Below are 23613 nucleotides of genomic sequence, written 5' to 3' on the forward strand. Positions count from 1 at the left end.
GGGTTCTCGTCGGCGGCTACTCCGTCTCCTCGTACGGCACTTTCCTCAACATGGTGGCGCTCAATCTGTTCGTCTACGAGACGACGAACAGCGCACTCGCCATGGGCCTGTTCATGGCGGTACGCCTCGGCGCCGGATTCCTCACCGGCCTCGCGGCCGGCACCCTGCTGGCCCGGTTCCCGGTCAGGCTCGTCATGCTGTGGACCAACGTGGCGCAGGCGGCCGCGATGCTCGTACTGGCCTTCGTGCCGGAAGGGCTGCGCACGGCCGCGCTGTTCGTCTCCTCCGCGACGATCGGTGCGTGCAGCACCGTGTTCATGGTCGCGCTGCGCAGCTCGATCCCCGACCTGGTGGGGGAGGACCGGCGCAGCTGGGCGAACTCCCTCATGGTGGGCGGCCGTTCGCTCGCCATGGTGGCGGGGTTCGCCTCGGCCGGCGTCGTGGTGTCACTGCTCGGGTTCACCGCCGCGTTCCTGCTCGACGCGGCGAGCTTCCTGGTGTGCGCGGCGACGGTGATCTGGCTGCCGGCGACAGGTCGGGCGAGCGGGCTGCGCACGGACGGGGCGGAGGCGGGGAGCCGGGCGATGCCCGTAGCCGCCAAGGGCGAGGGGGGCCGAGCCGGGCCCCAGGGCCGCCGCCGGATGTCCGTCGCGTTCACGGCGCTCGCGGCCGTTCCCGCGATGGGGCTCATGGTGAGCCTGCGCGGTGTCGACGCCCTCGGCTCCTCCTCGCACAACGCGGCGCTCCCGGTGTACTCCAGTGCGCTCGACCCCGGTGACCCGGCCGCGTTCGTCAGCCGGTTCTGGCTCTTCTGGGCGCTCGGGAACGTACTGGCCCAGCAGGTGATCCAGCGGTGGGCCAAGCACACCGGGCGGTCCGTCGGCGCTGTCGGGTTCGGTCTGGGCACGGTGGCCATGTCCTCGGCGTTCATCCTGGGCTTCGCCGGGTTCCCGCTGGCCGCGACCCTGGTGATCGCTTTGCTGGCGGGCGCCGCCGACGGGCTCACCGAAGTGTCGTACACCTCGCATCTCCAGACGCTTCCGGAGACCCTGCGCGGGCACGCCTTCGGGATCTCGGCGACCGTGGAGAACCTCGGCTTCGGCATCGGCATGATCGGCGTCGCCGCGGCCCTGGAGGCGTTCTCGCCGTTCACGGTCGTCGCCTGGTCCCACGGTGTCGCCATTGCCGTCGCCGTCGTCTTCCTGATCCGGCTCACCGGTGGGCGGGCGAAGAACACCGCGGGGGGAGGGAGCGGCGATGGAGGAGACCGTCCGTACAGCGGTAGTCGGGATGGCGCTGAGGTTTCCGGGGGCTGACAGCCCGGGGGAGTACTGGCAGGACATCCGCTCCGGCGCCTCGTACGTACGCCGCTTCACCGACGCGGAGCTGGCGGCCGCGGGCGTCCCCGAGGAGGTGTTCCGCGCACCGGACTTCGTGGGGGCCGGCGCCCCGTTGCGGGACATCGACGGCTTCGACGCGGGCTTCTTCCGGATGAGCGCGAGGGAAGCCGCCGTCACGGACCCGCAGCAGCGGCTGTTCCTGGAGTGCGCCTATCACGCGCTGGAGGACAGCGGGTACGCAGGGAATGGGGCCGTGGGGGCCGGGAGTGCTCCGGCCGTCCGCATCGGCGTATACGCGAGCAGTGGCTACCGCCTCTACTCCCTGCACAGCTACCTCGCCAACAACCTTGCCCAGGAAGCGCGTTCGACGGACTGGCACGAGCTCAAGCAGGTCCAGGTCGGCAACTACCCGGACTTCACCGCCAACCGGGCGGCGTTCCGGCTCGGTCTGACCGGGCCCGCGGTCAACGTCGCCACGGCGTGTTCGAGCTCCCTCGTCTCCGTGCACCTCGCCTGCCAGGCACTGGCCCACGGCGACGCCGATCTGATGGTGGTCGGCTCCGCGGCGCTGCATCTGCCGCAGGTGACCGGTCATCCGTACGTCAAGGGATCGACGATCTCCCGGACCGGTACAGTGCGCGCCTTCGACGCGGACGCCGACGGCACGGTCGGCGGCAACGGCGCGGCCGCTGTGGTCCTCAAACCGCTCGACCGGGCGCTCGCCGACGGCGACACCGTGCACGCGGTGATCCTCGGCTCGGCCGTCACCAACGACGGCGCGGACAAGGGCGGTTTCGCCGCACCGGGCGTGGCCGGGCAGCGCGACGCCGTACTGGCGGCCTTGAGCGCCGCGGGAGTCCCCGCGGAGTCGATCGGCTACGTGGAGGCGCACGGCACGGGAACACTCAAGGGCGACCCGATCGAGTTCGCGGCGCTGACGGAGGCGTTCCGGCGGCACACGGACCGGACCGGGTTCTGCGCCCTGGGCTCCACCAAGCCCGCCATCGGCCACCTCGACAGCTGCGCGGGTCTCGCGGGGTTCATCAAGGCGGTGCTGGTGCTGCGCCACGGCGAGATCCCGCCGCTGGTCAACTACGCGCGCCCGAACCCGGCCCTGGACGTGGCGAACAGCCCGTTCGTGCTGCCGGACCGGGTCCGCGCGTGGCCGGCCGGGGGCGCCGCGCCGGTGCGCCGCGCGGGGGTGCACTCCATCGGCATGGGGGGCACGAACGCGCACGTGGTCCTGGAGGCGGCGCCGCCCGGAGCGGGGGTGCGGGGGGAGCTCCGGGCCGTACCGGAAGTGCTTCCCCTGTCGGCGCACGATCCGGATGCCCTGGCGGCGTACGCGCGTGCCTTCCGGGACCACCTCGTACGCCACCCGGGAACGGCCCCGGCCGATCTGCTCACCAGTACGGCGCTGGGCCGTCGGCACCTGCGGCACCGGCTCGTCGTGACGGCCGGACCGGAGGGCCTGGCCGACGCCATCGACCGCTTCCTGGCAGCCCCTGCGGCGAAGGGCCGGGGGACCCCCTATGTCGTGGGCCGTGCCGGAGAGGATGGCACCCCGGCCGGGACCGGACCCACGTTCCTCTTCAGCGGGCAGGGAGGCGGCAGCCCCGGGACCGGCGCCGCCCTCGCGGCGCGCTTCCCGGTCGTCGCAAGGACGCTCGGCGAATGCGCGCGGATCCACCGGGACGAGACCGGCGAGGACACGTTCCCCGGGCGGCTTCTCGGCGGCACGGGACCCGAGCAGTGGGACACCGAGTTCGCGCAGCCGGCGATCTTCGCCCTCCAGGTGGCGCAGGCGCGGTTGTGGCACTGGCTCGGGGTCGAACCCGCCGTGGTCGCCGGCCACAGCATGGGGGAGTACGCCGCCCTGTGCGTCGCGGGCGCCCTGACGCTGGAGGACGGGCTGCGGCTGATGTGCCGGCGCGGCCGCCTGATGGGACGCGGCACGCCGCCCGGCGGCATGATCGCGGTGCCGGCGTCCGAGGGGCGCGTGCGGCGGCTCCTCGCGGAGGTCGAGGGCCTGGAACTGGCCGCGGTCAACGGCCCCGCCCACCATGTCGTGGCCGGTCCGGAGCACACGGTCGCCGCGGCGCGGGCGTGGCTGGCGGAACACGGCGAGGCGGGGGCCCCGCTGGCGGTGGACCGGGCGTTTCACACGTCGCTGCTGGACCCGGTGCTGGAGGAGTTCCGCTCGGCGGCGTACAAGGCGGAACTCCGTCCGACCCGCCGCGCGTTCGTCAGCGGCCTGGACGGTGGGCTGCGCCCCGCCGGCTGGCTGCCCGACGTCGACTATCTGGTCCGGCAGGCACGGCAGCCCGTCGACTTCCACGCGGTGCTCCGGACGCTCGCCCCGGTGGCGACGGTACTGCTGGAACTCGGGCCGGACGCCCCGCTCAGCACCATGGCCGGGCGGGTACTGCCGGACGCCGTGGCCGTGCCGACGCAGCGACGCGGTGACAGCGCCGCACTCACCCCGCTGTGGACCGCCGTCGCCCAACTGCACTGCGCGGGCCACGACATCGACTGGGCGGCCCTGCTCGAAGGCTGCGGGGGCCGCCGGGTGCCGCTGCCCACCTATCCGTTCCAGCACCAGTCGCACTGGATCGGGCCGCCGGCCTTCACCGGCCCGGCCGGGGCCCGGAGTGCACCCGAACACCGTCGAGCCACGGAGAAGCGCATGACTGAACAGGCCACGCCGACGACCGCCGTACTGCGGCGGGTGCTGGAGCTCACGGCCCAACACCTGGGCTACGCGCCGTCGCGGGTCGCACCCGACGAGACGTTCGTGGGGCTCGGCGCGGACTCGCTGCAGCTGATCGGAGTGCTGCGTCGGCTGGAGGCCGAGTTCGGCGTCGAGATCGCGATGCGGGAGATGCTGGAGGACGCGGGTACACCGGCCCTGACAGCGGCGTTGATAGCCTCCCGCACCGCTACCGCTACCGCTACCGCTGCCGCTGCCACAGGCAAGGCGGAACACCTGACCTCATCGGCGGCGGCGCCTGAGCCCGCCGGCTTCGCGACCGCTGCTGCCGCCCCGGCGGCCGAGCCCGCCGAAGGCGGTCCGGCGTACGCGACCCGGGCCGAGGTCGAAGAACTCACCCGGCAGATACGTCAGCTGGCCGCGACCCAGGCACTGATGCTCACCCAGCTCTCAGAAGCCGTCGCACTCCTCGCCGGGGACCGCGAGGTGGCGGGCCGATGAGTACCACCGCGCAGGAGTCCGCCGCCGAGGTCGCCGACGCCGTCGCCCTCTCGCAGCGGCTCACCGCCCAACTGGCCGCCGCCAGGAAGCACCGCCGTACGGCAGCCGGGCCCGCCCCGGAACCCCCGCCCGCGCCCCCCGAGCAGCACGGCCCCCGCGTCACTGTCCCCCAAGACGGCGGCATGGCCGGGGCCGGGGCCGGCCATCGGCAGCGGGCCCACGCCGCCGAGCTGGTGCGGCGGGTCACCGAGCGGACCCGGGGGTCCAAGGAACTGGCCCAGCGGTACCGCTCCGTCCTCGCCGACAGCCGGGCCGTCGTCGGCTTCCGCCGCGCGACGAAGGAGATGCTGTACCCGATCGCGGCCCGCTCCGCGCACGGCGCCCGTCTCACCGACATCGACGGCAACGAGTACACCGACATCACCATGGGATTCGGCGCGCTGCTCCTCGGCCACGAACCCGCGTTCGTCACCGATGCCGTACGCCGCCATCTCGCCGGCGGCCTGCGCCTCGGCCCCCGCTCCGCCGACACCGGCGAAGCCGCCGCGCTCCTCGCCGAAGCCACCGGCCTGGAGCGGGTCGCGTTCGCCAACTCCGGCACCGAGGCCAACTCCGCCGCCGTCCGGCTGGCCCGCGCCGCCACCGGCCGCGACCGTGTCGTCATGTTCCGGGGCTCGTACCACGGCCACATGGACTCCGTACTGGGGCGCCCGGGCCCGGACGGACACCACGCCGTGCCGGTGTCGCGCGGCATCCCCGACAGCGCCGTGTCGGAGTTGCTCGTACTCGAATACGGCGCCCAGGAAAGCCTGGAGACCATCGAGTCGCTCGGCGACACCGTCGCCGCCGTTCTCGTGGAGCCCGTCCAGTGCCGCAACCCCGCCCTGCGTCCGGTGGAGTTCCTGCGCTCGCTGCGCGAACTCACCACCCGTCGCGGCATCGTGCTCCTCTTCGACGAGATGCTCACCGGCCTGCGCCCCCACCCGCGCGGCGCTCAGCACCACTTCGGCGTCGTCCCCGACCTCGCCACATTCGGCAAGGCGCTCGGCAGTGGCTTCCCCATCGGCGCCGTCGCGGGCCGCGCCGACATCATGGACGGCGTCGACGGCGGCTTCTGGCGGTACGGCGACGACAGCTACCCGACGCGGGACACCACCTTCTTCGGCGGTACGTACATCCAGCACCCCGTCTCCATGGCGGCGGCCAGGGCGGTCCTCACTCACCTCAAGGATGAGGGCCCCGCGCTCCAGGAGCGGCTCAACGCGCGCACCGACGCACTCGCCGACGATCTGAACCGCTTCTTCAGCGACGAGGAATTCCCCCTGGAGGTCGCCCACTTCGGGTCGATGTTCCGCTTCACGCACCGCGCCGACATGGAGCTGCTCTACCACCACCTGATGCTGCGCGGAATCTACGTGTGGGAGTGGCGCAGCTTCTACCTCTCCACCGCGCACACCGACGCCGACACCGAGCGCGTCGCGGACGCCGTGAAGGACTCCCTGCGCGAACTGCGCCGCGGCGGCTACTTCCCCACTGCACCAAAGCCCCGGACCGTGCCGCCGGCCCCGCGCGAGCGGCGCCCCGCCCCCGACTTCGGCGTGTACTTCTTCGGCGACTATCCGGAGGAGGAGGCAGCCCCGGGGCAGGAGTCCGGCGGCGACAAGTACGCCCAGATCATCGACACCGCACAGTTCGCCGACGAGCGCGGCTTCAGCAGCCTCTGGCTTCCCGAGCGTCACTTCCACTCCTTCGGCGGTCTGTTCCCGAACCCCGCCGTTCTCGCGGCTGCCCTCGCCCGTGAGACCCGCCACATCAGGCTGAACGCCGGATCGGTCGTCCTGCCCCTGCACGACCCGGTGCGCGTCGCCGAGGAATGGTCCGTGGCCGACAACCTCTCCGGCGGCCGCGTAGGCATCGGCTGCGCCACCGGATGGCACGCGGGCGACTTCGTCCTTCACCCGGACCGTTTCCAGGACCGCAGGGAGATCGCCTTCGCGCATCTGGACGACGTACGACGGCTCTGGCGCGGCGAGAGCGTACGGCGCCGTAGCGGCGAGGGCCACGACGTCGGCGTACGGATCCGGCCGCGCCCGGTCCAGGACATGCCGCCGATGTTCCTCGCGACGTCAGGACAGCGCGTCTCGTACGCCGAGGCGGCCAAACGCGACCTCGGGATCGTCACGAACCTGATGAACCAGAGCGTCGACGAACTCGCGGAGAACGTCCGCCACTACCGGCAGCTCCGCGCCGAGCACGGCCTCGACCCGGACTCCGGCCGCGTCACGGTCCTGGTCCACACATATCTCGCCGAGGACCACGCGACGGCGCGCGCCGACGCGCTGGAGCCGATGAGCCGCTATCTGCGTTCCTCGCTGCTGATGCGCTCCGCCGCCACGGCGCTCGGCCGCAGCCCCGAGGACGTGGCCGCCGCGAGCGAGGAGGACCTCGACTACCTCTTCCGGCGGGCGTACGACCGCTACTGCGACCAGCGCGCACTGATCGGCACCCCCGAGACCTGCGCGGCCCTCGTCGACGCCCTGCACGCGGCGGGGGCCGACGAGATCGCGGCCCTGGTCGACTTCGGGATGCCCCGCGAGCTGATGCGCCCCGGGCTGGAACAACTGGACGTACTGCGCGGACGCGCCCGGGAACGTCTGGCTCCCGGCAGGGCGAAGGCACCGGCGCGCGGCACGGAGTCGGCACCTGTGCGAGGCACGGCGAAGGCACCGGCGAGCGACGTGGAGACGGTCCCGACGCGCGGCGCGGAGACGGTCCCGACGCACCGCGCGGAGTCAGCACCGACGCGTGACGCGGCCCCCGCCCCGGCCCCCGCCGCGCCCCGGCCCCCCGCCCCGGCGACCGCGCCCGCCACCACCCCACAGCGGCGGCTCTGGCTCGCCGCGCAGCTCATCGGCAACCCGGCGGCGTACAACGAGATCCAGGCCGTCCGGCTGCGCGGACCGCTCGACACGGCCGCCTTGAGTACCGCGGTGGCCGCCCTCGTCGAACGGCACGCGGCGCTGCGTACGGTCTTCCGCGCCGGGCACGGCGACGAGACGGTGCTCCAGGTCGTACGCCGCGACGCGCCGGCGAACCCGTTGCTCGTCACCGACGCCGAAGGGCAGGACGCGGACAAGGCGATCGCGGAGGCGCTGCGGGAGGAGAGTGAACGGCCGTACGACCTGGCCGAGGGGCCGCTGTTCACGCCCCGGCTGATCCGGCTCGGTCCTGACGACCACGCCCTCCTCCTCGGCATGCACCACATCCTCACGGACGGCCACTCGGCCGGGATCCTCGCCGCCGACGTGCAAGAGCTGTACCGGGCGGCCGTCGAGGACCGCGCGCCGGTCTTCGCCCGCCCCGTCGCCGGAACGACACTCGAAGCGGCTTCTCCGGCGGGCACACCCGACGACATCGCGTGGTGGCGTGCCCACCTCGGCGACAAACCGCCCGTACTGCTGATGCCGGCCGACCGCCCGCGCGGACGCACGGTTACGGGACGCGGCGCCGCGGTGTCGGCCGGGCTCGGGCGGGAGCGCTGCGCGCGGCTCCAGGAGTGGAGCGGCCGGCAGGGAGTCACGCTGTTCGCGACGCTCCTCACCGGGTGGCGGATCGTGCTGCGCCAGTACGCCGGACAGGACGACTTCGTCGTCGGCAGCACCTTCGGCCGGCGCACCCCGGAACAGCGCGACACCGTGGGGTTCCATGTGGCCCTGCTGCCGCTGCGTACGCCGCTCACGGAGAGCACCGCACTGACCGACGCGGTACGCGCCATCAGGGACACACTGTTCGCGGCCGACGAGCATCAGTACGTCGACCTGGACGCGCTGCTGGCCGACGCGCACCCGGACCCCGGGAACCCCCGTCCCCTCGTGACCGTATCGGCGGATCTCGACACAGAGCCGCTCGCCCGGATCGCACTCCCGGGACTGCGCACCGAAAGCGTCGAAGGCGGCACCGAATCGGCCCCCCTCGAACTCGCCCTGATGGCCACCCGAACAGCCGCCGGCCTGAAGCTCCGCATCCGCTACGACGCCGACCTCTTCGAGGAGGCCACAGTCCGCGGCTATCTCGACCAGCTCGGGCGGGTGCTGGTGGCGATGAGTGAGGGGACGGCGGAACGGGTGGGCGAACTGCCCGCACCCGAGGGGCGCCCGCAGGCCCTTCCCGGGAACGGCCCGAGAGCGGTCGCGGGAACGGTCGCGGGAACGGTCCGCGCGGTGTGGGAGAGCGTCTTGGGAACGTCCGGCTTCCCTGACGACAGCAACTTCTTCGACCTGGGCGGCAACTCGATCACCGCCATCAGACTCGTCAACCGTGTCCGCGACGCCCTGGGCACCGAATACCCGATGGCGGACTTCTTCCAGGAGGCGACACTGCGCGCCATGACGAACCAGCTCGACGGCGCAGCCGCCGAGGACGCGCCGCGTCGCGTACAGGGGGAACTGTGACGCCCACATCGGAGCGGGCTGCACCTCCGGACACCCTCGACTCCCTGCTCGACCGCCTGGAGGCACTCGACGTACGCCTGTCGGCGGGACCGGACGGCGCCCTGCGGTACGACGCGCCACAGGGCGCCCTGACCGACGCCCTGCTCGACGAGATGCGTTCACGCAAACCCGAACTGATCGCGCGCCTCTCGGGCCCCGAAGTGACCGACCGGGCCCCGGTGAGCGACCAGCAGGCCCGGATGATCGCCGGCCACTACACCGCGCCGGACGCCGGCGTCTGGAACATCCCGACCAGGATCCGCTTCACCGGTCCCCTCGACCCCGACGCGCTCCGGACCGCCCTGGCGGCGCTGACAGCCCGCCACCAGGGCCTGTGCACACGCTTCGTGCGGGAGGGGGCAGAAGGACAGGAGGACGACGGCAACGGCGGCGTCTGGTGGCAGGAGGTCGTCACGCCGCCGCCCCTCGACCTGCCCGTCGACGACCTCACCCACCTCCCCGCCGCCGAACGGTGGGGCAGGCGGGACGCCCTGTGCCGTGAGACGGCCGCCGCCGGCTTCGACCTCACCAGGCCCGTCCTGCCCCGCCTGCGCCTGATCCGGACGGCACCCGACGAGTGGGCGCTGATGTTCGTCCTGCACCACATCTGCGTTGACGGCTGGTCCCTCTCGATACTCCTCGCCGAGATCGCCGAGCTCTACACAGCGGCCGCCGCGGGCACCCCGCACAGCCTTCCGCCCCCCGCCTCCCAGTCCACCGACTACGCCCGCTGGCAGCGCGCCCGTTACGACCCGGCCGCCGACGCCCGCAGGGCCGCACACTGCGCCGCCTACCTCGACGGCGTACCGGCCCGCATCGACATCCCCACCGCGCATCCCAGGCCCGACCGGCTCAGCGGACGCGGCGACACGACCCGGGGTCTCGCTTCCGGAGAACTGCGTTCCTCGGTGGAGGAGTTCGCGGCCGCCCGGCACACCACACCCTTCGCCGTCGCGGCGGCCGCGCTCGGCGTCTTCCTGGCCAGGCTCTCCGGCGAGCGCGACATCCTGCTCGGCGTTCCCTACGCCAACCGCGAGGCCACCGTCTTCGAAGGGCTCGTCGCGATGACCTCCACCGCCCTCATGGTCCGGGTACGCCTCGACCCCGACGAGAGCTGCGCCGCCCTCGTCGCACGCACCGGCGCCGGCGCCATGGAGGCCATGGCCAATGTGCTGCCCACGGCGCGGATCATGCAGGCCATGCGCGACGCGGGCGCGCGGGACGTACCCGACCGGGTGCCGTACGTACTGGCCTTCCAGAACTCCGTGGACACCGACATCGAGATCCCCGGCCTCGGCGTCGAGGTGGAAGACCTGGCGCCGCCGCTCGCCCGCAGCGAACTGTGCTTCGGTCTCGCGCCGCGCAAAGACCCCGCTCTGGGCTACCGGACGTTCCTCGAATACTCCGCGGACCTGTGGGACGCGGAAGCGGCCGAGGCGCTGCTCGCCGCATACATCACCCTCCTGAGCGAGCTGTGCTCCCGGCCCGACGCGCCGGTCGTCTCTCTGCTGCAGGCGACCGGAAAGGCAGAAACCGCATGACCCTGACGCAGGACGACCGCACCCACAGTGACGACCTGCTCTCCTTCATCCGATCGAGCCCCTCGCCGTACCACGCGGTGGCGAGCGCGGCACTGCGACTGGAGAAGGCCGGCTTCCGCGAACTCCGGGAGACCGACAGCTGGACCGGTGCGACGGGCGGCTGTTACGTCGTACGCGGTGGAGCGCTCATCGCGTGGTACGTCCCGGACGGCGTCCCCGCGCACGCCCCGTTCCGGATCGTCGGAGCGCACACCGACTCGCCGAACCTCCGCGTCAAGCCCGCGCCGGACACCGGTTCCGTGGGCTGGCGGCAGGTCGCCGTGGAGATCTACGGGGGAGTGCCGCTCAACACCTGGCTCGACCGTGACCTGGGCATCTCGGGACGCGTCACGATGCGGGACGGGACGAGTCGGCTCGTCTGCGTGGACCGGCCGCTGCTGCGCGTACCGCAGCTGGCCATCCATCTCGACCGTACGGTCAACGAAGGGCTCACCCTCGACCGGCAGCGTCATACCGCCCCCGTGTGGGGGCTCGGCGGGGCCGAACAGGGCGCCCTGCTGAGCCGGGTGGCGGAGGAGGCCGACGCGGACTTCTACGAGATCCTCGGCTGGGACCTGATGTTCCACGACGTCCAGCCGCCCACGTATCTGGGAGCGGACGAGGAGTTCGTCGTGTCGTCGCGGCTCGACAACCTCGTGTCGGTCCACGCGGGGGTCACCGCGCTGGCGGCCGCCGCCGGGCGGGGGAGCGCGTACGTCCCCGTGCTGGCGGCCTTCGACCACGAGGAGGTCGGCAGCGGCTCGGAGAGCGGCGCGCAGAGCCCGCTCCTGGAGCGTGTACTGAGCCGCTCGATCGCGGCGCGCGGAGGTACCCAGGAGGACAGGGAACGGGCCTTCGCGGGCGCGTTCTGCGTATCGGCCGACATGACGCACGCGGTGCACCCGAACTACCCCGAACGCCACGACCAGGACCACCGACCACTGCCCAACGGCGGCCCGGTCGTCAAGGTGAACGTCAACCAGCGGTACGCCACCGACGGACAGGGCATCGCCGTCTTCGTCGCGGCCTGCGAACGGGCCGGGACGCCGTGGCAGTCGTTCGTCTCCAACAACGCCATGCCGTGCGGTACGTCGATCGGCCCGCTCACCGCCGCCAGGACGGGGATCCCGACCGTCGACGTGGGCGTGCCCGGGCTCTCCATGCACTCGGCGCGCGAGCTGTGCGGGGCCCAGGACCCGTGGCTGCTGGCCAAGGTCCTCACCGAGTTCGTCACGGCGGGCTGAACAGGCATGACCGCTCAGCCTTGGACGGCCCTGCTGCGGCCCGCGCACGGCGCCGCGCGCGGCCGAGTCGTGGCGCTGCCGCACGCGGGCGCGGGGCCCAACGCCCTGCTCCCGGTACTCGACCTGCTGCCCCGCACCATCGAGGTCGTCGGCGTCACCCTGCCGGGACGTGAACGGCGGTTGGGCGAGGCGCTCCCGGACGTACCGGACGACCCGCGGGACGTGGTGCGCGCGGTCGTCGGCGAACTGCGCCGCCTGTCCGTGCTGCCCACCGTGTACTTCGGGCACAGCCTGGGGTCGGTCCTCGCGACCGCCCTGTCACTGGAAGCGCCGGAACTGTGCGAAGGGCTGGTCCTCAGCGCGCCACCGGACCGCGGCACGTCCGCGGAGACGGAGGCATGGGACGAGGACGCTCTGCTCGACGTCCTGCGACGCGGGGGCGGCACCCCGGCCGAGGTTTTCACTGTCCCGTTCCTGCGGGAGCACGTGCTGGACCTCCTGCGGTACGACCTCACCCTCGGCGCACGCTTGGGCCGCCGCAATACGGGGTGCGTGCCGCCCGTGCCGGTGACGGTCCTGACGGGTGAGGACGACGCGCTCGTCACCGCGGCCGTTTCGGCCGTTCCCGGGAAGCGCCGACGGGCCTTCCCCGGAGGCCACTTCTATCTGCTCGATCACGTGAACAGGGACGCCGTGGCAGCCGAAATCGTCGCGTCCTTCGCACCGACCCGAAACGGAGACACCCCACCCGTGGAAGAGACCTTCCTGATCTGCCTGCCCTTCGCCGGCGCGGGCGCGTCCTTCTTCGCGCCGTGGCACGACCTGGCACCGGAGGGGCTGCGCATCCTGCCCGTGCAGCTCCCGGGGCGCGAGCAGCGCTTCGTGGAGCCCGCGCACACCGACGTCGCCGCGGCGGTGGACGAGGCGTACGCCCTGACAGCCGCGCAGCTCGGTGCGGGCGCCCGGGTGGCCGTGTTCGGGCACAGCCTCGGCGCGGTGCTGGCGTACGAGCTCGCGCACCGCCTCGAGGCGGACGCGGGCGCGCGCCTCGACGGGCTGGTCGTCAGCGGTTCGCCCGGCCCCTGGACCCGGCGTACCGCCCAGGTGAGCGGCCTGCCCGACGACGAATTCGTGGCCCGCGTCCGGGCCTTCGCCGGGTACTCCCATGTGGCGCTCGAAGACCCCGAGATGCGGGAGCTGCTGGTGCCGACACTCCGTGCGGATGTACGGATGCAGGAGACGTACCGCCCGTCCACGGACCGGCCGTTGTCCGTGCCCGTGACCTCGCTGCGGGGTCGCGACGACGACCTCGTCAGCGCCGTGGAGGCCGCGCAGTGGTCGACGGCGACCACCGGGAAGCTCACGACCGCCGAACTCGACGGCGGGCACATGTACGTGACCGAGCAGGCCGACGAGCTGCTCCGGCTGATCACCGACGAACTCCGCACGGCGCGGGAGAACTGACGGCGATGAACGGGCGACTGGCCGGCAAGACCGCGCTGATCACCGGAGCCGCGCGCGGCCTGGGGCGCGCCTGCGCCGTCGCGTTCGCACGCGAAGGGGCGGACCTGATGCTCGTCGACGTGGCCGGGGAGTTGCCCGGCGTCCCCTACCCGCTGGGCTCGGCGAGCCAGCTCGCGCACACGGCCGGACTCTGCCGGGACGAGGGGGCGGCCGTACTCACCCGCCCGGTGGACGTGCGCGAGCTGTCGGACGTGGAGGCGGCCGTGGCCGACACCGTGGCACGGTTCGGGCGCATCGACGTACTCGTGAACAACGCGGGAATCGCCGCCCCCTCCGGCAGAGCCGCCCACGAAATCGAGGAACACGAGTGGCAGCTGATGCTGGACGTGGACCTCTCCGGCGCGTGGCGGACCATCCGCGCGGTCGGCGGACTGATGACCGGACAGGGTTCGGGGAGCATCATCAACGTCGCTTCCACCGCCGGCCTTGTCGGCTACCGCCACTTCGCGGGGTACGTCGCCGCCAAGCACGGCCTCGTCGGCCTGACGAAGGCCGTCGCCCTCGACTACGCGCCGCGCAAGGTGCGCGTGAACGCGCTGTGCCCCGGATCGGTCCGTGACGACTCCCAGGTGGAGGGGCGGATGCTGTCCGAGATCGCCAGGTCCCTGGACGTGCCGGTCGCCGAACACGAGGAGACCTTCGTGGAGGCCCAGCCGATGAACGCGCTCGTCGAGCCGGAGGACGTCGCGGGCGCTGCGGTCTGGCTCGCCTCGGACGAGTCCCGCCAGGTGACCGGCAGCACCCTCACCGTCGACGGAGGCTTCACGGCCCGATGACCCCCTGCCGGCCTCGCCGGCTCTGCCGACTTGCCGACCCGCTGATTCCGGAGCCCCAGCAGTGCGCCCTTCACCCACCGGCCCGCCCCCGTCCGCGCTCGCACGGCTCCTGCCGCCGGGCCGTCCGCCGTCCGCCCACTGCCACGCCCTGTCGGTGCGGCTGCCGGACGGCGCGGACTTCGGAGCGCTCGAGCGGGCGCTCGCGGAAGGAGCCCGCCTCTGGTGGCCCGAACTGGCGTCGTGCCCGCCCGTGCTGTGGCGGGAGCCGGTCCCTGCCGCCTCCACCAGCGCCGCCGCCGACCACCGTCGGCACGCGGAGACCCACCGGTCGGCGAGCGCCCCGGGGCCACTGTTGCGCGCTGTCCTGGTGGAGTACGCGGACGGCCCCGCGGATTTGATCCTGACCGCCGACCGCGGGTTCCTGGACCTCCGTTCCCTGGAACGGACAGCGGACGTGCTCCTGGGCCGCCTGGCTCCTGGGGAACTCGAGGTGGTGCGCTCACCAGAGACCGGCACGGTGGGCACTCAACGACCCGCCACGAGGTCGGGCGCGGGCGGCCGCGGTCACCGCGTCGCGTGGGCGGTGGGTGACGACCGGGCCGAGGAGCTGACCGGAGTGGTCAGCGTGGCGCTCGGGGCGGCGGCGCACGAGCCGTCGCCGTCGCTCGTCGCAACAGCGGCTCTCGTGCTGGGGCGTTACGAGAACCAGGACGCACCGGACATCGGCGTACTCGCCGCCGCGCCGGACGCCCCCTGGAACGCCCTGGGTGCCCTCGACACGGCCTGGGTGACGGCCGTGGGCCTCTCCGGGGGACGCACGGTGGCGGAGCTGCCGACGGACGTACACGCGGAGCCGACCGGCCCGTACGACGAACCTGGTCCCCTCGTCGGTGTCCTGATGGACGGCACGCCCGCGCACGGCACGCTCCATCTCCCCTGCCAGACCGCCCCCTTCCCCGTGACGCTGGTCCTGCGCACGACAACCGACGGCGCGCTCTTCCTCGACGTTCACCACCTGCTCCGTTACGTCGACGATCGGTCGGCCCGCGCTTTCGCGAGACACCTGGCGCACGTCCACCGTCAGCTGAGCGACGCGCCCGGGCGGGCCTCCATCGCGGACATCGCGCTCCTCGACGAGGCCGAGGCGCAGGCGCAGCTGGCCCTGGGCCGTCCGGAGCGTCGCACAAGCCGTCCCCAGCCCGGTCCCGCGACCGAGTCCGAGTCCGAAACCGAGTCCAAGCCCGCCCCCGCACCCGCGCCTCCGCCCCGCCGCATTGACGCGCTCTTCGACGAGCAGGCCGCCCTCCGGCCCACCGCCCCCGCCCTCACCCACGACGGCGTAACCCTCACCTACGCGGAGCTCCGCGACCGCGCCGAACACCGCGCCGCAGGGCTGCGCGCCGCCGGGGTGAGTCCGGGGGAGCGCGTGGGGATCTGCCTGGAGCGTTCCGCGGAACTCGTGGTGACCATGCTCGCGGTGCTCAAGGCGGGTGCCGTGTACGTCCCGATGGACCCGGCGCACCCGGCGGGCCGACTGACGTACACCGCGCGGGACGCGGGGCTGCGGGTGATCGTGACCGACATCGGTCACCTCCCCGGTGATCCCGGTGTACGTACTCTCACCCCCGCCGCACTCGCCGAACTCGCCGTTCCCGGGAACGACCCGCACGCCGTTCCCGCGGGTCCCGCTGACGCCGCGCGGGAGGCGGCGTACATCATCTACACGTCCGGCTCCACAGGACGCCCCAAAGGCGTCGTCGTACCGCACGCGAATGTCGGTGCGCTCCTCGACGCCACCCGGGACGACTTCGCGCTCTCCGCCGACGACACCTGGACGCTCTTTCACTCCAGCGCCTTCGACTTCTCCGTCTGGGAGATCTGGGGCGCGCTGCTCACCGGAGCGCGGCTGGTCGTCGTCGACTACTGGGTGTCCCGGTCGCCCGCGGAGTTCCATGAGCTGCTCGTGCGCGAGCACGTGACGGTGCTCAACCAGACACCCTCGGCCTTCGCGCAGCTCATGGAGGCCGACCGTCAGCACCCACCCCAACTACCCGTGCGCCTGGTCGTCCTCGGCGGTGAACCGCTGGACACGCGCACGCTCCCCGGCTGGTTCGACCGTTACCCGGAGAACCGTTGCCGGCTGGTCAACATGTTCGGCATCACGGAGACCACGGTCCACGTGACGGCGCAGACGGTGACCCGTCGTGAGGCGATGGCCGGGTCCCGCTCGGTGGGCCGGCCTCTGGCCGGCTGGTACGTGTACGTGCTCGACAGACGCGGCCGCCCCATTCCGGCCGGTACCGAGGGCGAGATCTGGGTCGGCGGCGCGGGTGTGGCACAGGAGTACCTCGGCCGACCCGAGCTCACCGCGGAACGATTCGTACCCGACCCGTACGCGGAAGGCCGCCTCTACCGCAGCGGAGACCTCGGCAGGCTCCGTCCCGACGGCACCCTGGAACACCTCGGCCGGCTCGACAGCCAGGTGAAGGTGCGAGGCTTCCGCATCGAACTGGACGAGATCCGCAACGTCCTGCTGGACGACCCCTCGGTCGCCTCGGCCGCCGTCGTGCTCGGCGGCGACGCTCTCAAGGACGCGGCGGCCGTCCGTATCGACGCGTACGTCGTACCTCAAGAAGAGCAAGAGCAAGGGCAGGGCCACGGCCGGAGGCGGGCGCGCGGGCTGGACACGGACGCGGTACGCCGCCGCGCGGCCGAGCTGCTGCCCGACTACATGGTGCCCGCCACGGTCACCGTGCTGCCCGCGCTGCCGCTCACCGCGAACGGCAAACTCGACGTACGTGAACTGCCCGAACCCGTTCCCGGAACGGCCGCCGACGCGGCCCCGGACGCTTCCGGTGAACGACCACCGGTACCCCGGGAATCAGCCCGCGCGCTCGCGGAGGTCTGGGAGGCCGTCCTGGGCGTACCTGTAGGCCCCGACGACAACTTCTTCGAACTCGGCGGCAACTCCCTCTACGCGGTCCGCGTCGCCGCCGCCCTGCGGGAACGGGGGCTTGCGCCGGTCTCTTTGCGCCGGTTGTATACGACTCCGACCGTACGCGCGTTGACCGGAGCCGCGGAATCCGCAAGCCGGGCCGACCAGTGACGCAGTCATCGGGTAACGGTCGTTCACTCGTACAGGACCAAAGTGCTCGGAACGATTCCACCCACAGCCCGGCCGGGCTACGCTCGAGGTCCGCCACGGTTTGGGGAGGGATGATGGTGTCCGGCCCGGAGCACCCGGTCACCGTCCCGCTGCTGGAACGCGAGACGGAACTCGCCGCCGCCGCACACGCCGTCGAAGCGCTCTGCGCGGACGTGCCTGCCGGTGGGGTTCTCGTCTGCAGCGGCGAGGCCGGCCTCGGAAAGACAGCCCTGCTGTCCGAGATCCGGCGACTCGCCGCCGGACGGTGCACAGTATGGTCCGCGCGCGGTGGCGAGACCGTCACCTCCGTCCCCTTCCACGTCGTACGACAACTCCTGCAACCGGTACTCGCGCTGCCGGGCACGGTCGACGCCAGGGAGCTGCTGGGCGACGGATACGAGATCATCGGCCCCGCGCTCGGTGTGGCGCCGCCCGACGGGCGGGCCGACCCCCAGGGCGTCCGTGACGGCCTGGACAACCTGCTGTTGCGCCTCGCCGGCACGCACCGGCCGCTGGTCCTGATCATCGACGACGCGCACTGGTCCGACCTGGAGACCCTCGGCTGGCTGGCGTCCTTCGTCCGGCGCGCCGACCTTCCCGTGCTCGTAGTCATCGCGTACCGCACCGAGGAACCGACGGGCGACACCGCGGAGTTCATCCGGGCGATGGAGGCCGCCGCCGGGCGGTGCGTCTGCCTGCGGGCGCTCACCCCCGAAGCCGTGGCGAGCCTCGCACGGGCCGCCCTCGGCGAACACGCGGACGATCCGTTCTGCCGTGAGGTGTGGGCCGTCACGGGCGGCAATCTCTACGAGACGGTGGAGCTCGTCGCCAAGGTGCACGACGAGCGGCTGGACCCGGTCGAGGGCTCCGCCGGCGCCCTGCGCGCCCTCGGCGCGTCGGCGCGCGGCACCGGCCTGATCGCCAGGCTCGAAGAACTGGGCACCGCCACCACGCGGTTCGCCTGGGCGGCGGCCATCCTGGGCACGGAGATCTCACTGGATCTGGCAGCGTCGCTCGCCGGCCTGGGCGGCGACCAGGCGGCCGACTGCGCCGAGCGGCTGCGCGCCGCCCGCATCCTGGCCGGTACGGACCCGATGGAGTTCGTCCACCCGCTCATCGCGGGCGCCGTCTACCGCGCCATTCCTGCGGCCACCCGTACCGCCATGCACGGCCGGGCCGCCTGGGCGGTCACCCGGGCGGGCCGGGGCGCGGCCGCCGCGGCGAGGCACCTCCTCGAAGTGCACCCGGACGACGATCCGGAGCTGGTCGCCCAATTGCGCGAGGCCGCGTCCGAACACCTCGCCGTCGGCGCTCCGGACGCCGCCAGGCGCTGCCTGGAGCGTGCCCTCCAGGAACCTCCGCTGCCCGAAGAGCATGCCCACGTGCTGTACGAACTGGGCTGCGCCACCCTCCTGACCTCGCCCGTCACCACCGTCGGGCACCTCCGTGACGCCCTCGACATGCCGGGCCTCGACGCCGGCCAGCGCGTGGACGCGGTCTTCCGGCTGTCCCAGGCGCTCACGCACAACAACCAGACGCGGGAAGCGGCGCAGGTCGTGGCCGCCGAGGTGGCCAGAACCACCCCCGGCCCCGCCAGGATGCGGCTCCAGGCCGTGCACTTCCTGTGGGAGGGCGTACAGGCCGCCGAGGACGACGGCCCCGGACGCTCCCGGCGCCTCGCCGAGATGGCCGACGGCCTCCAGGGCCGCGACAACTCCGAGCGCGTGCTGCTCATACTGAGGGCCTTCGACGGGACCGCACGCGGGGAGAACGCCGAGGAGATCATCCAGATCTGCGACCGCGCCCTGCTCGACGGCACGCTGGCACCGGGCCTCGGCTGGACCAACACCGCCTGGGGCTTCGAGCCACCGGCGCTGCTCGGCCTCACGTACGCCTTCGCGGACCGGCTCGACCCGGCCGAGAGCCTCTTCGACGAGGCACTGCGCGCCTTCGAGATCTCCGGCTGGAGCGGCGGCCACCTGGCCTTCGCCCATGCCCTCGTCGGCTACCTCCAGCGCAGGCGCGGAAGGCTTGCCCAGGCCGAGATGTACCTGCGCGAGAGCCTGCGTCTTGCCGAGCGCGTCGGCAATGGCCTGCCGATGCACTGGGACGCCGCGTGCATGCTCATCGACACGCTGCTCGCACGGGGCAGGATCGACGCCGCCCAGGAGGCGGCCGATCACCACGCCTTCGCACCGCCCTACCCGTCGTCGATCGTCATTCCCGACGCACAGTGCGTACGCGGCAGGCTGCTGCTCGCCCAGGGCCGTACCAAGGAGGCCGTCGCCGAACTCGAAGCGGCCGGGGAAGCGTTGACCGCGCGGGGTCGGCACAACGGTGTCATGGCCCCCTGGGCGAGCGATCTCGCCCGCGCGGTGGCCGCCGACGACCCAGGCCGCGCCGCAGCCCTCGCCGGCTACGTACGGGACCGCGCGGAACGCTTCGGCACGGACACCGCCATCGGGGAGTCACTGCGCTGTGCGGCGGCCCTGGAGGAGGGCGAGCAGGCAGTGGAGCTGCTGGCCAAGTCGGTCGCGTTCCTCGAAGGGTCTCCCTGTGCGTACGAGCACGCGGTGGCGCGGGTCGAGTACGGCATCGCCGTGCGCTCCGAGGGCGAGCTCACCCGGGGCCTGGCGCTCGCGGAGAAGTGCAGCGCCGACGGACTGGTGAAGCGCGCCCGGGAGGCGCTGCGTTCGCTCTGAGGAGCGGTGCCCGCCATGGGGCGTGCGTCGGAGTCGGGCCCACCAGCAGGATGCTGCCGCCCACCAGGAGGATGGCGGCGAGCGCGGCGCGCCGCCCGCGCCGGTCCGCGACGGCGCCCATGTGTCATGATCACGACCCTCTCCTCGCGGGGAGGGTTTCCATCGCGCCCGCCCGTGCTTGTGCGGAGCGCTACCGCCTCGAGCAGCGCAGGCTCTTCAGATCGAGGGTGTCGGCCATCGTCCGCATCCCGAGGTCGTTGGGGTGGAGATGGTCGCCGCTGTTGTACGCCGGGAGGATCCGGGACGGCGCGGACGGGTCCTTGACCGCCGTGTCGAAGTCCACGACCGCGTCGAACGCGCCGCCGGTGCGGATGAAGGCATTGACCTCCTGCCGTACGGCCTCGCCCGCCGGAGTCCACTCCCGCCAGCCCTCGTACGGCATGACCGTCGCGCCGACGACGCACACGCCCGCGGCGTGCGACCTGTCGACGAGCTGCCGGTAACCGGCGATCAGTTCGGCGGCCGTCGGCGCGGGCACGGCCTTGATGTCGTTGACCCCTTCGAGCAGGACCATCGTGCGCACGCCGTGCTGCGAGAGCACGTCACGGTCGAGCCGCTTGAGCGCGCTCTCGCCGGAGCCGTCCTTGAGGACCTTGTTGCCCGAGATCCCCTCGTTGGCGACGCCCCTGACGCGCGAGCCGGGATCGGCGTTCAGCCTGCGGGCCAGGAAGTCCGGCCAACGGCGGTTGGTGTCACGGGTGGAGATGGCGCCATCGGTGATCGAGTCGCCGAGCGTCGCCACGGCGCCCGTGCCGCGCCGGGCGCCCACGGTCACCGCGTCGAGGTAGAACCACGAGGTGATCTGCTGGGTGTACGGCGTGGCCGAGTCGTCGGCGGCGTGGTCGCCGGCGGGGGCGATGTACGACGTCTGCAACGCCATCTTGTGGCCGGTGGCGGCGCCGCCCGCGCTCCGCACGTACAGGCTGACGGCCAGGTCGGATCGCGCCCGCACCGTGCCGGGCAGCGGGTCGCTGTAGACCGATCCGCCGGGCGGGACGGTCACGGAAGGCGATCCGGCGAAGGACAGGGGCCGGTTGGTGCCCGCCAGCAGCGCGGCGCCGGTGGCCCGCAGTCCGGCGTACGCCCGGCCGAAGGTCACCGGCTGGGTTCCGAAGGTGTTGGAGAGCCGGATCCGCAGCCCGCTGCCGCCCGCGCTGGTTCGCACGATCAGCCGGTACGTGCGCTCCGGGGCGGCGCCGGCGGTGGAGAGTCTGTCCGTGCTGGCCGCCCATGTCACGACGGGTGTTCTGCCCGGCTCGGCGGCCCCGGGGGAGGGCTCGGCGGCGACGGCGGGCGGCCCGGAGACCAGGACCGCGCCGATCGCGACGGCTGCGGCGGTCAGAGCGCGCAGGGCGTGGGCGAGCAACGGTGTTGACGGACGTAACGGGGTTCTTTTCATGGCGCGGAGATTCCTCCCCTGGGCATGGTCATGCGAGATCCGGCACTCAGGGAATTGACTCGCGCCCCGGCGGGTGTTGTCCAGGGTGCGACACCGGAAGAGTCGCTCGCCCGGGCGCGGTCAGGACCCCTGATGCGGCACAGTGGACCATGCCGGAGCGGTGCCCGCGACCCGGCAGACCATCAGGTAGAGCGGAATCGGCGGCGTGTAGGGCGCGCTGCCTTCCGGCAGGTGGATCAGGCGCGGACGCGTCGCGGGAACGTACGCCCCGGGGACGTACCGGGCGGGCTGCGGCCAGACGAGTCCGAGGTCCGACTCGGACGGCACGATCCACCACCACCAGTCGGCGTCCGCGAAGACGCATCCCGGCCGGGACAGGTGCGCCATCGTACGGAACCCGTGCCGCGCGGGAAGTCCCACCGCGTCGCACCCGAGCGGTGTGGACAGGCCGGGCGGTACGGGCAGGCGGACCCGCCCGCGGCGGCCCCGGTCGCCGCTTCGCGCACCAGCGTCCGCGCCGTCCCCCTGCGCGTTCCCCAGTGCGCCGTCGCCCCGCGCATCGGCCCGTACGCCGCTGCCGTGGCGTCGCCCGCGCGACAGGCGGCCGGCCGGCAGACCGGTCATCACGGACCTCAGCAAGGAAGCTCCGCCCAGACGACGCGCCCGGGACCGTCCGCGGCATCGCGCGTTCCCCAGAAGCTGCTCAGGGTGTCCACCAGCTGCAGCCCGCGCCCGTGTTCCTCGTCGCCGGCCTGGCGCAGCTGCGGCCCGGTGGGGCGCAGTCCCTGGTCCTTCACGGCGACGCGCAAACGGCCGTCACTGTCACGCAGTTCGCACAGGACCTGCTCGCTCGCGGTGTGCAGTACGGCGTTGGTGAACAGTTCGGAGACGATCAGCGCCGCCGTGTTACACGTGTCCTCGTCGACGCCCCACTCGGCCAGCTGCCGTCCGGTCAGGCGCCGTGCAGCGGCGACGAATTCGCCCCGTGCCGGCAATGCGAACCCGTACCGGCGTATGGCCGTTCCCCGGCAGCGGTCCATGAGCGGGGGGACGAGCGCAGTGCCTGGTGCCACGAGCGTTTCCTCACGGTGTGGGGGCAGCGCCGGACAGCTGCTTCCCCCCGGTGGGCAGCGCGCGGCATCCGCGTGAACTGGTTCACCGCGCAACTCTCCCTCCGAAAGCGACACTTGGCAAGGGCCACTATGAAAATTACAGAGTGTCGTTTCCTTGGCCGCAACCGCGTGGCACACTGCTCGCAACAGCCCATGGGGAGGTCTGAAGTGAGTGAACCGAGGTCCGCCCCGACGGTGGGTCAGGTCGTTCTCGGCAAGCGCCTGCTGGACCTGCGCGAGAGAGCCGGCCTGAGCCGCGAGGAGGCCGCCAAGGTCCTCCGCGTCACCCCGGCCACCATCCGCAGGATGGAGACGGCCGAGGTCGCGCTCAAGATCCCCTATGTGCAGCTCCTACTGCAGGCGTACGGGCACAGCGCCGAGGACATCGACTCCTTCGTCGAGCTGGCCGAGGAGGCCAACAGGCCCGGCTGGTGGCAGCGGTTCCACGGCATCCTGCCCGACTGGTTCAGCATGTACGTGAGCCTCGAGGGCGCCGCGTCGCTCATCAGGGCGTACGAGCCGCAGTTCGTACCGGGCCTCCTGCAGACCGAGAGCTACGCCCGCGCCATCATGCGCAGCGGAGCCGTCGGTCGGACCAGACCCGACGCCATCGAGCGGCATGTGGCCCTGCGCATGGAGCGCCAGAGCCTGCTCACCCGCTCCGACGCCCCGAGACTGTGGGTCGTCATGGACGAGACGGTCCTGCGCCGGCCGGTCGGCAGCCCGGATGTGCTGGGGGAGCAGATCGACCGCCTCCTGGAGGCCGTGGAGATGCCCAACATCACTCTCCAGATCGCCGAGTTCGCCACCGGGCACCACCCGGGCACCTACGGCCCGTTCGTCCTCTTCCGCTTCGCCGTACCGGAACTTCCGGACATGGTTTACAGCGAGTACCTGACCGGCGCCGTCTATCTCGACGCGCGCCCCGAGGTGGCGGCCCACCTCGAGGTCATGGACCGCATGGCGGCTCAGGCCGCGACTGCACAACGCACAAAGGAGATTCTCAAAAATCTCCGCAAGGAGCTGTGAG

The 23613-nt window shown here is 72.6% G+C and carries 13 protein-coding genes and 1 pseudogene; 11 read left to right on the plus strand and 3 right to left on the minus strand.

Annotation, left to right across the window (positions count from 1 at the left end; genetic code table 11):
- The first annotated feature begins 50 nt into the window (after window positions 1–50).
- From ACWIHY_RS02785 to ACWIHY_RS02830, 10 genes and pseudogenes are all read left to right on the plus strand, one after another.
- Window positions 51–1316: an MFS transporter gene (locus tag ACWIHY_RS02785; protein ID WP_454373874.1), complete on the plus strand. Its 1266-nt coding sequence runs from the start codon at window positions 51–53 to the stop codon at window positions 1314–1316.
- Window positions 1258–4551 carry a type I polyketide synthase gene (locus ACWIHY_RS02790; protein ID WP_454373739.1) on the plus strand — a complete coding sequence of 1098 codons (3294 nt, stop codon included), beginning with the start codon at window positions 1258–1260 and terminating at the stop codon, window positions 4549–4551. Before ACWIHY_RS02785 ends, ACWIHY_RS02790 begins: the two co-directional genes overlap by 59 nt.
- Window positions 4548–9002: a MupA/Atu3671 family FMN-dependent luciferase-like monooxygenase gene (locus ACWIHY_RS02795; RefSeq protein ID WP_454373740.1), complete on the plus strand. Its 4455-nt coding sequence runs from the start codon at window positions 4548–4550 to the stop codon at window positions 9000–9002. Before ACWIHY_RS02790 ends, ACWIHY_RS02795 begins: the two co-directional genes overlap by 4 nt.
- Window positions 8999–10582, plus strand: coding sequence for a condensation domain-containing protein (locus ACWIHY_RS02800; RefSeq protein ID WP_454373741.1), 1584 nt, complete (start codon window positions 8999–9001; stop codon window positions 10580–10582). The genes ACWIHY_RS02795 and ACWIHY_RS02800 overlap by 4 nt, the downstream gene beginning before the upstream one ends.
- On the plus strand, window positions 10579–11865 hold the full coding sequence (locus ACWIHY_RS02805) for a M18 family aminopeptidase (protein WP_454373742.1): 1287 nt from the start codon (window positions 10579–10581) through the stop codon (window positions 11863–11865). Before ACWIHY_RS02800 ends, ACWIHY_RS02805 begins: the two co-directional genes overlap by 4 nt.
- A 6-nt stretch (window positions 11866–11871) precedes the next feature.
- Window positions 11872–12561: pseudogene (locus ACWIHY_RS02810) on the plus strand (thioesterase II family protein); the annotation flags it as partial.
- Window positions 12562–12615: 54 nt separating this feature from the next.
- Window positions 12616–13329, plus strand: a complete 714-nt coding sequence (locus ACWIHY_RS02815) for a thioesterase II family protein (protein WP_454373875.1) — start codon at window positions 12616–12618, stop codon at window positions 13327–13329.
- A gap of 5 nt (window positions 13330–13334) precedes the next feature.
- Window positions 13335–14165, plus strand: coding sequence for a mycofactocin-coupled SDR family oxidoreductase (locus ACWIHY_RS02820; protein WP_454373743.1), 831 nt, complete (start codon window positions 13335–13337; stop codon window positions 14163–14165).
- A gap of 61 nt (window positions 14166–14226) precedes the next feature.
- On the plus strand, window positions 14227–17271 hold the full coding sequence (locus ACWIHY_RS02825; protein WP_454373744.1) for an amino acid adenylation domain-containing protein: 3045 nt from the start codon (window positions 14227–14229) through the stop codon (window positions 17269–17271).
- A gap of 113 nt (window positions 17272–17384) precedes the next feature.
- A complete protein-coding gene (locus tag ACWIHY_RS02830) occupies window positions 17385–20012 on the plus strand; it encodes an ATP-binding protein (protein WP_454373745.1) in 2628 nt (875 codons plus the stop codon).
- A gap of 190 nt (window positions 20013–20202) precedes the next feature.
- On the opposite strand, the gene ACWIHY_RS02835 is transcribed toward ACWIHY_RS02830, so the two are convergent.
- From ACWIHY_RS02835 to ACWIHY_RS02845, 3 genes are all read right to left on the minus strand, one after another.
- Window positions 20203–21471 carry an SGNH/GDSL hydrolase family protein gene (locus ACWIHY_RS02835; RefSeq protein WP_454373746.1) on the minus strand — a complete coding sequence of 423 codons (1269 nt, stop codon included), beginning with the start codon at window positions 21469–21471 and terminating at the stop codon, window positions 20203–20205.
- Between the two features lie 120 nt (window positions 21472–21591).
- A complete protein-coding gene (locus tag ACWIHY_RS02840; RefSeq protein WP_454373747.1) occupies window positions 21592–22095 on the minus strand; it encodes a hypothetical protein in 504 nt (167 codons plus the stop codon).
- Between the two features lie 8 nt (window positions 22096–22103).
- On the minus strand, window positions 22104–22544 hold the full coding sequence (locus tag ACWIHY_RS02845; protein WP_454373748.1) for an ATP-binding protein: 441 nt from the start codon (window positions 22542–22544) through the stop codon (window positions 22104–22106).
- Between the two features lie 207 nt (window positions 22545–22751).
- Between ACWIHY_RS02845 and ACWIHY_RS02850 the strand changes: the two genes are divergently transcribed.
- On the plus strand, window positions 22752–23612 hold the full coding sequence (locus tag ACWIHY_RS02850; protein WP_454373749.1) for a helix-turn-helix domain-containing protein: 861 nt from the start codon (window positions 22752–22754) through the stop codon (window positions 23610–23612).
- Window position 23613: the final 1 nt, after the last annotated feature.

Source organism: Streptomyces sp. NPDC055287 (genome assembly GCF_053646035.1).

Bases quoted from the DNA above. Each gene is read 5' to 3' on its own strand.
- ACWIHY_RS02785 (WP_454373874.1), top strand. From the start codon at position 51: ATGGTGGCGCTCAATCTGTTCGTCTACGAGACGACGAACAGCGCACTC.
- ACWIHY_RS02790 (WP_454373739.1), top strand. From the start codon at position 1,258: ATGGAGGAGACCGTCCGTACAGCGGTAGTCGGGATGGCGCTGAGGTTT.
- ACWIHY_RS02795 (WP_454373740.1), top strand. From the start codon at position 4,548: ATGAGTACCACCGCGCAGGAGTCCGCCGCCGAGGTCGCCGACGCCGTC.
- ACWIHY_RS02840 (WP_454373747.1), bottom strand. From the start codon at position 22,095: ATGACCGGTCTGCCGGCCGGCCGCCTGTCGCGCGGGCGACGCCACGGC.
- ACWIHY_RS02835 (WP_454373746.1), bottom strand. From the start codon at position 21,471: ATGAAAAGAACCCCGTTACGTCCGTCAACACCGTTGCTCGCCCACGCC.
- ACWIHY_RS02820 (WP_454373743.1), top strand. From the start codon at position 13,335: ATGAACGGGCGACTGGCCGGCAAGACCGCGCTGATCACCGGAGCCGCG.
- ACWIHY_RS02830 (WP_454373745.1), top strand. From the start codon at position 17,385: ATGGTGTCCGGCCCGGAGCACCCGGTCACCGTCCCGCTGCTGGAACGC.
- ACWIHY_RS02805 (WP_454373742.1), top strand. From the start codon at position 10,579: ATGACCCTGACGCAGGACGACCGCACCCACAGTGACGACCTGCTCTCC.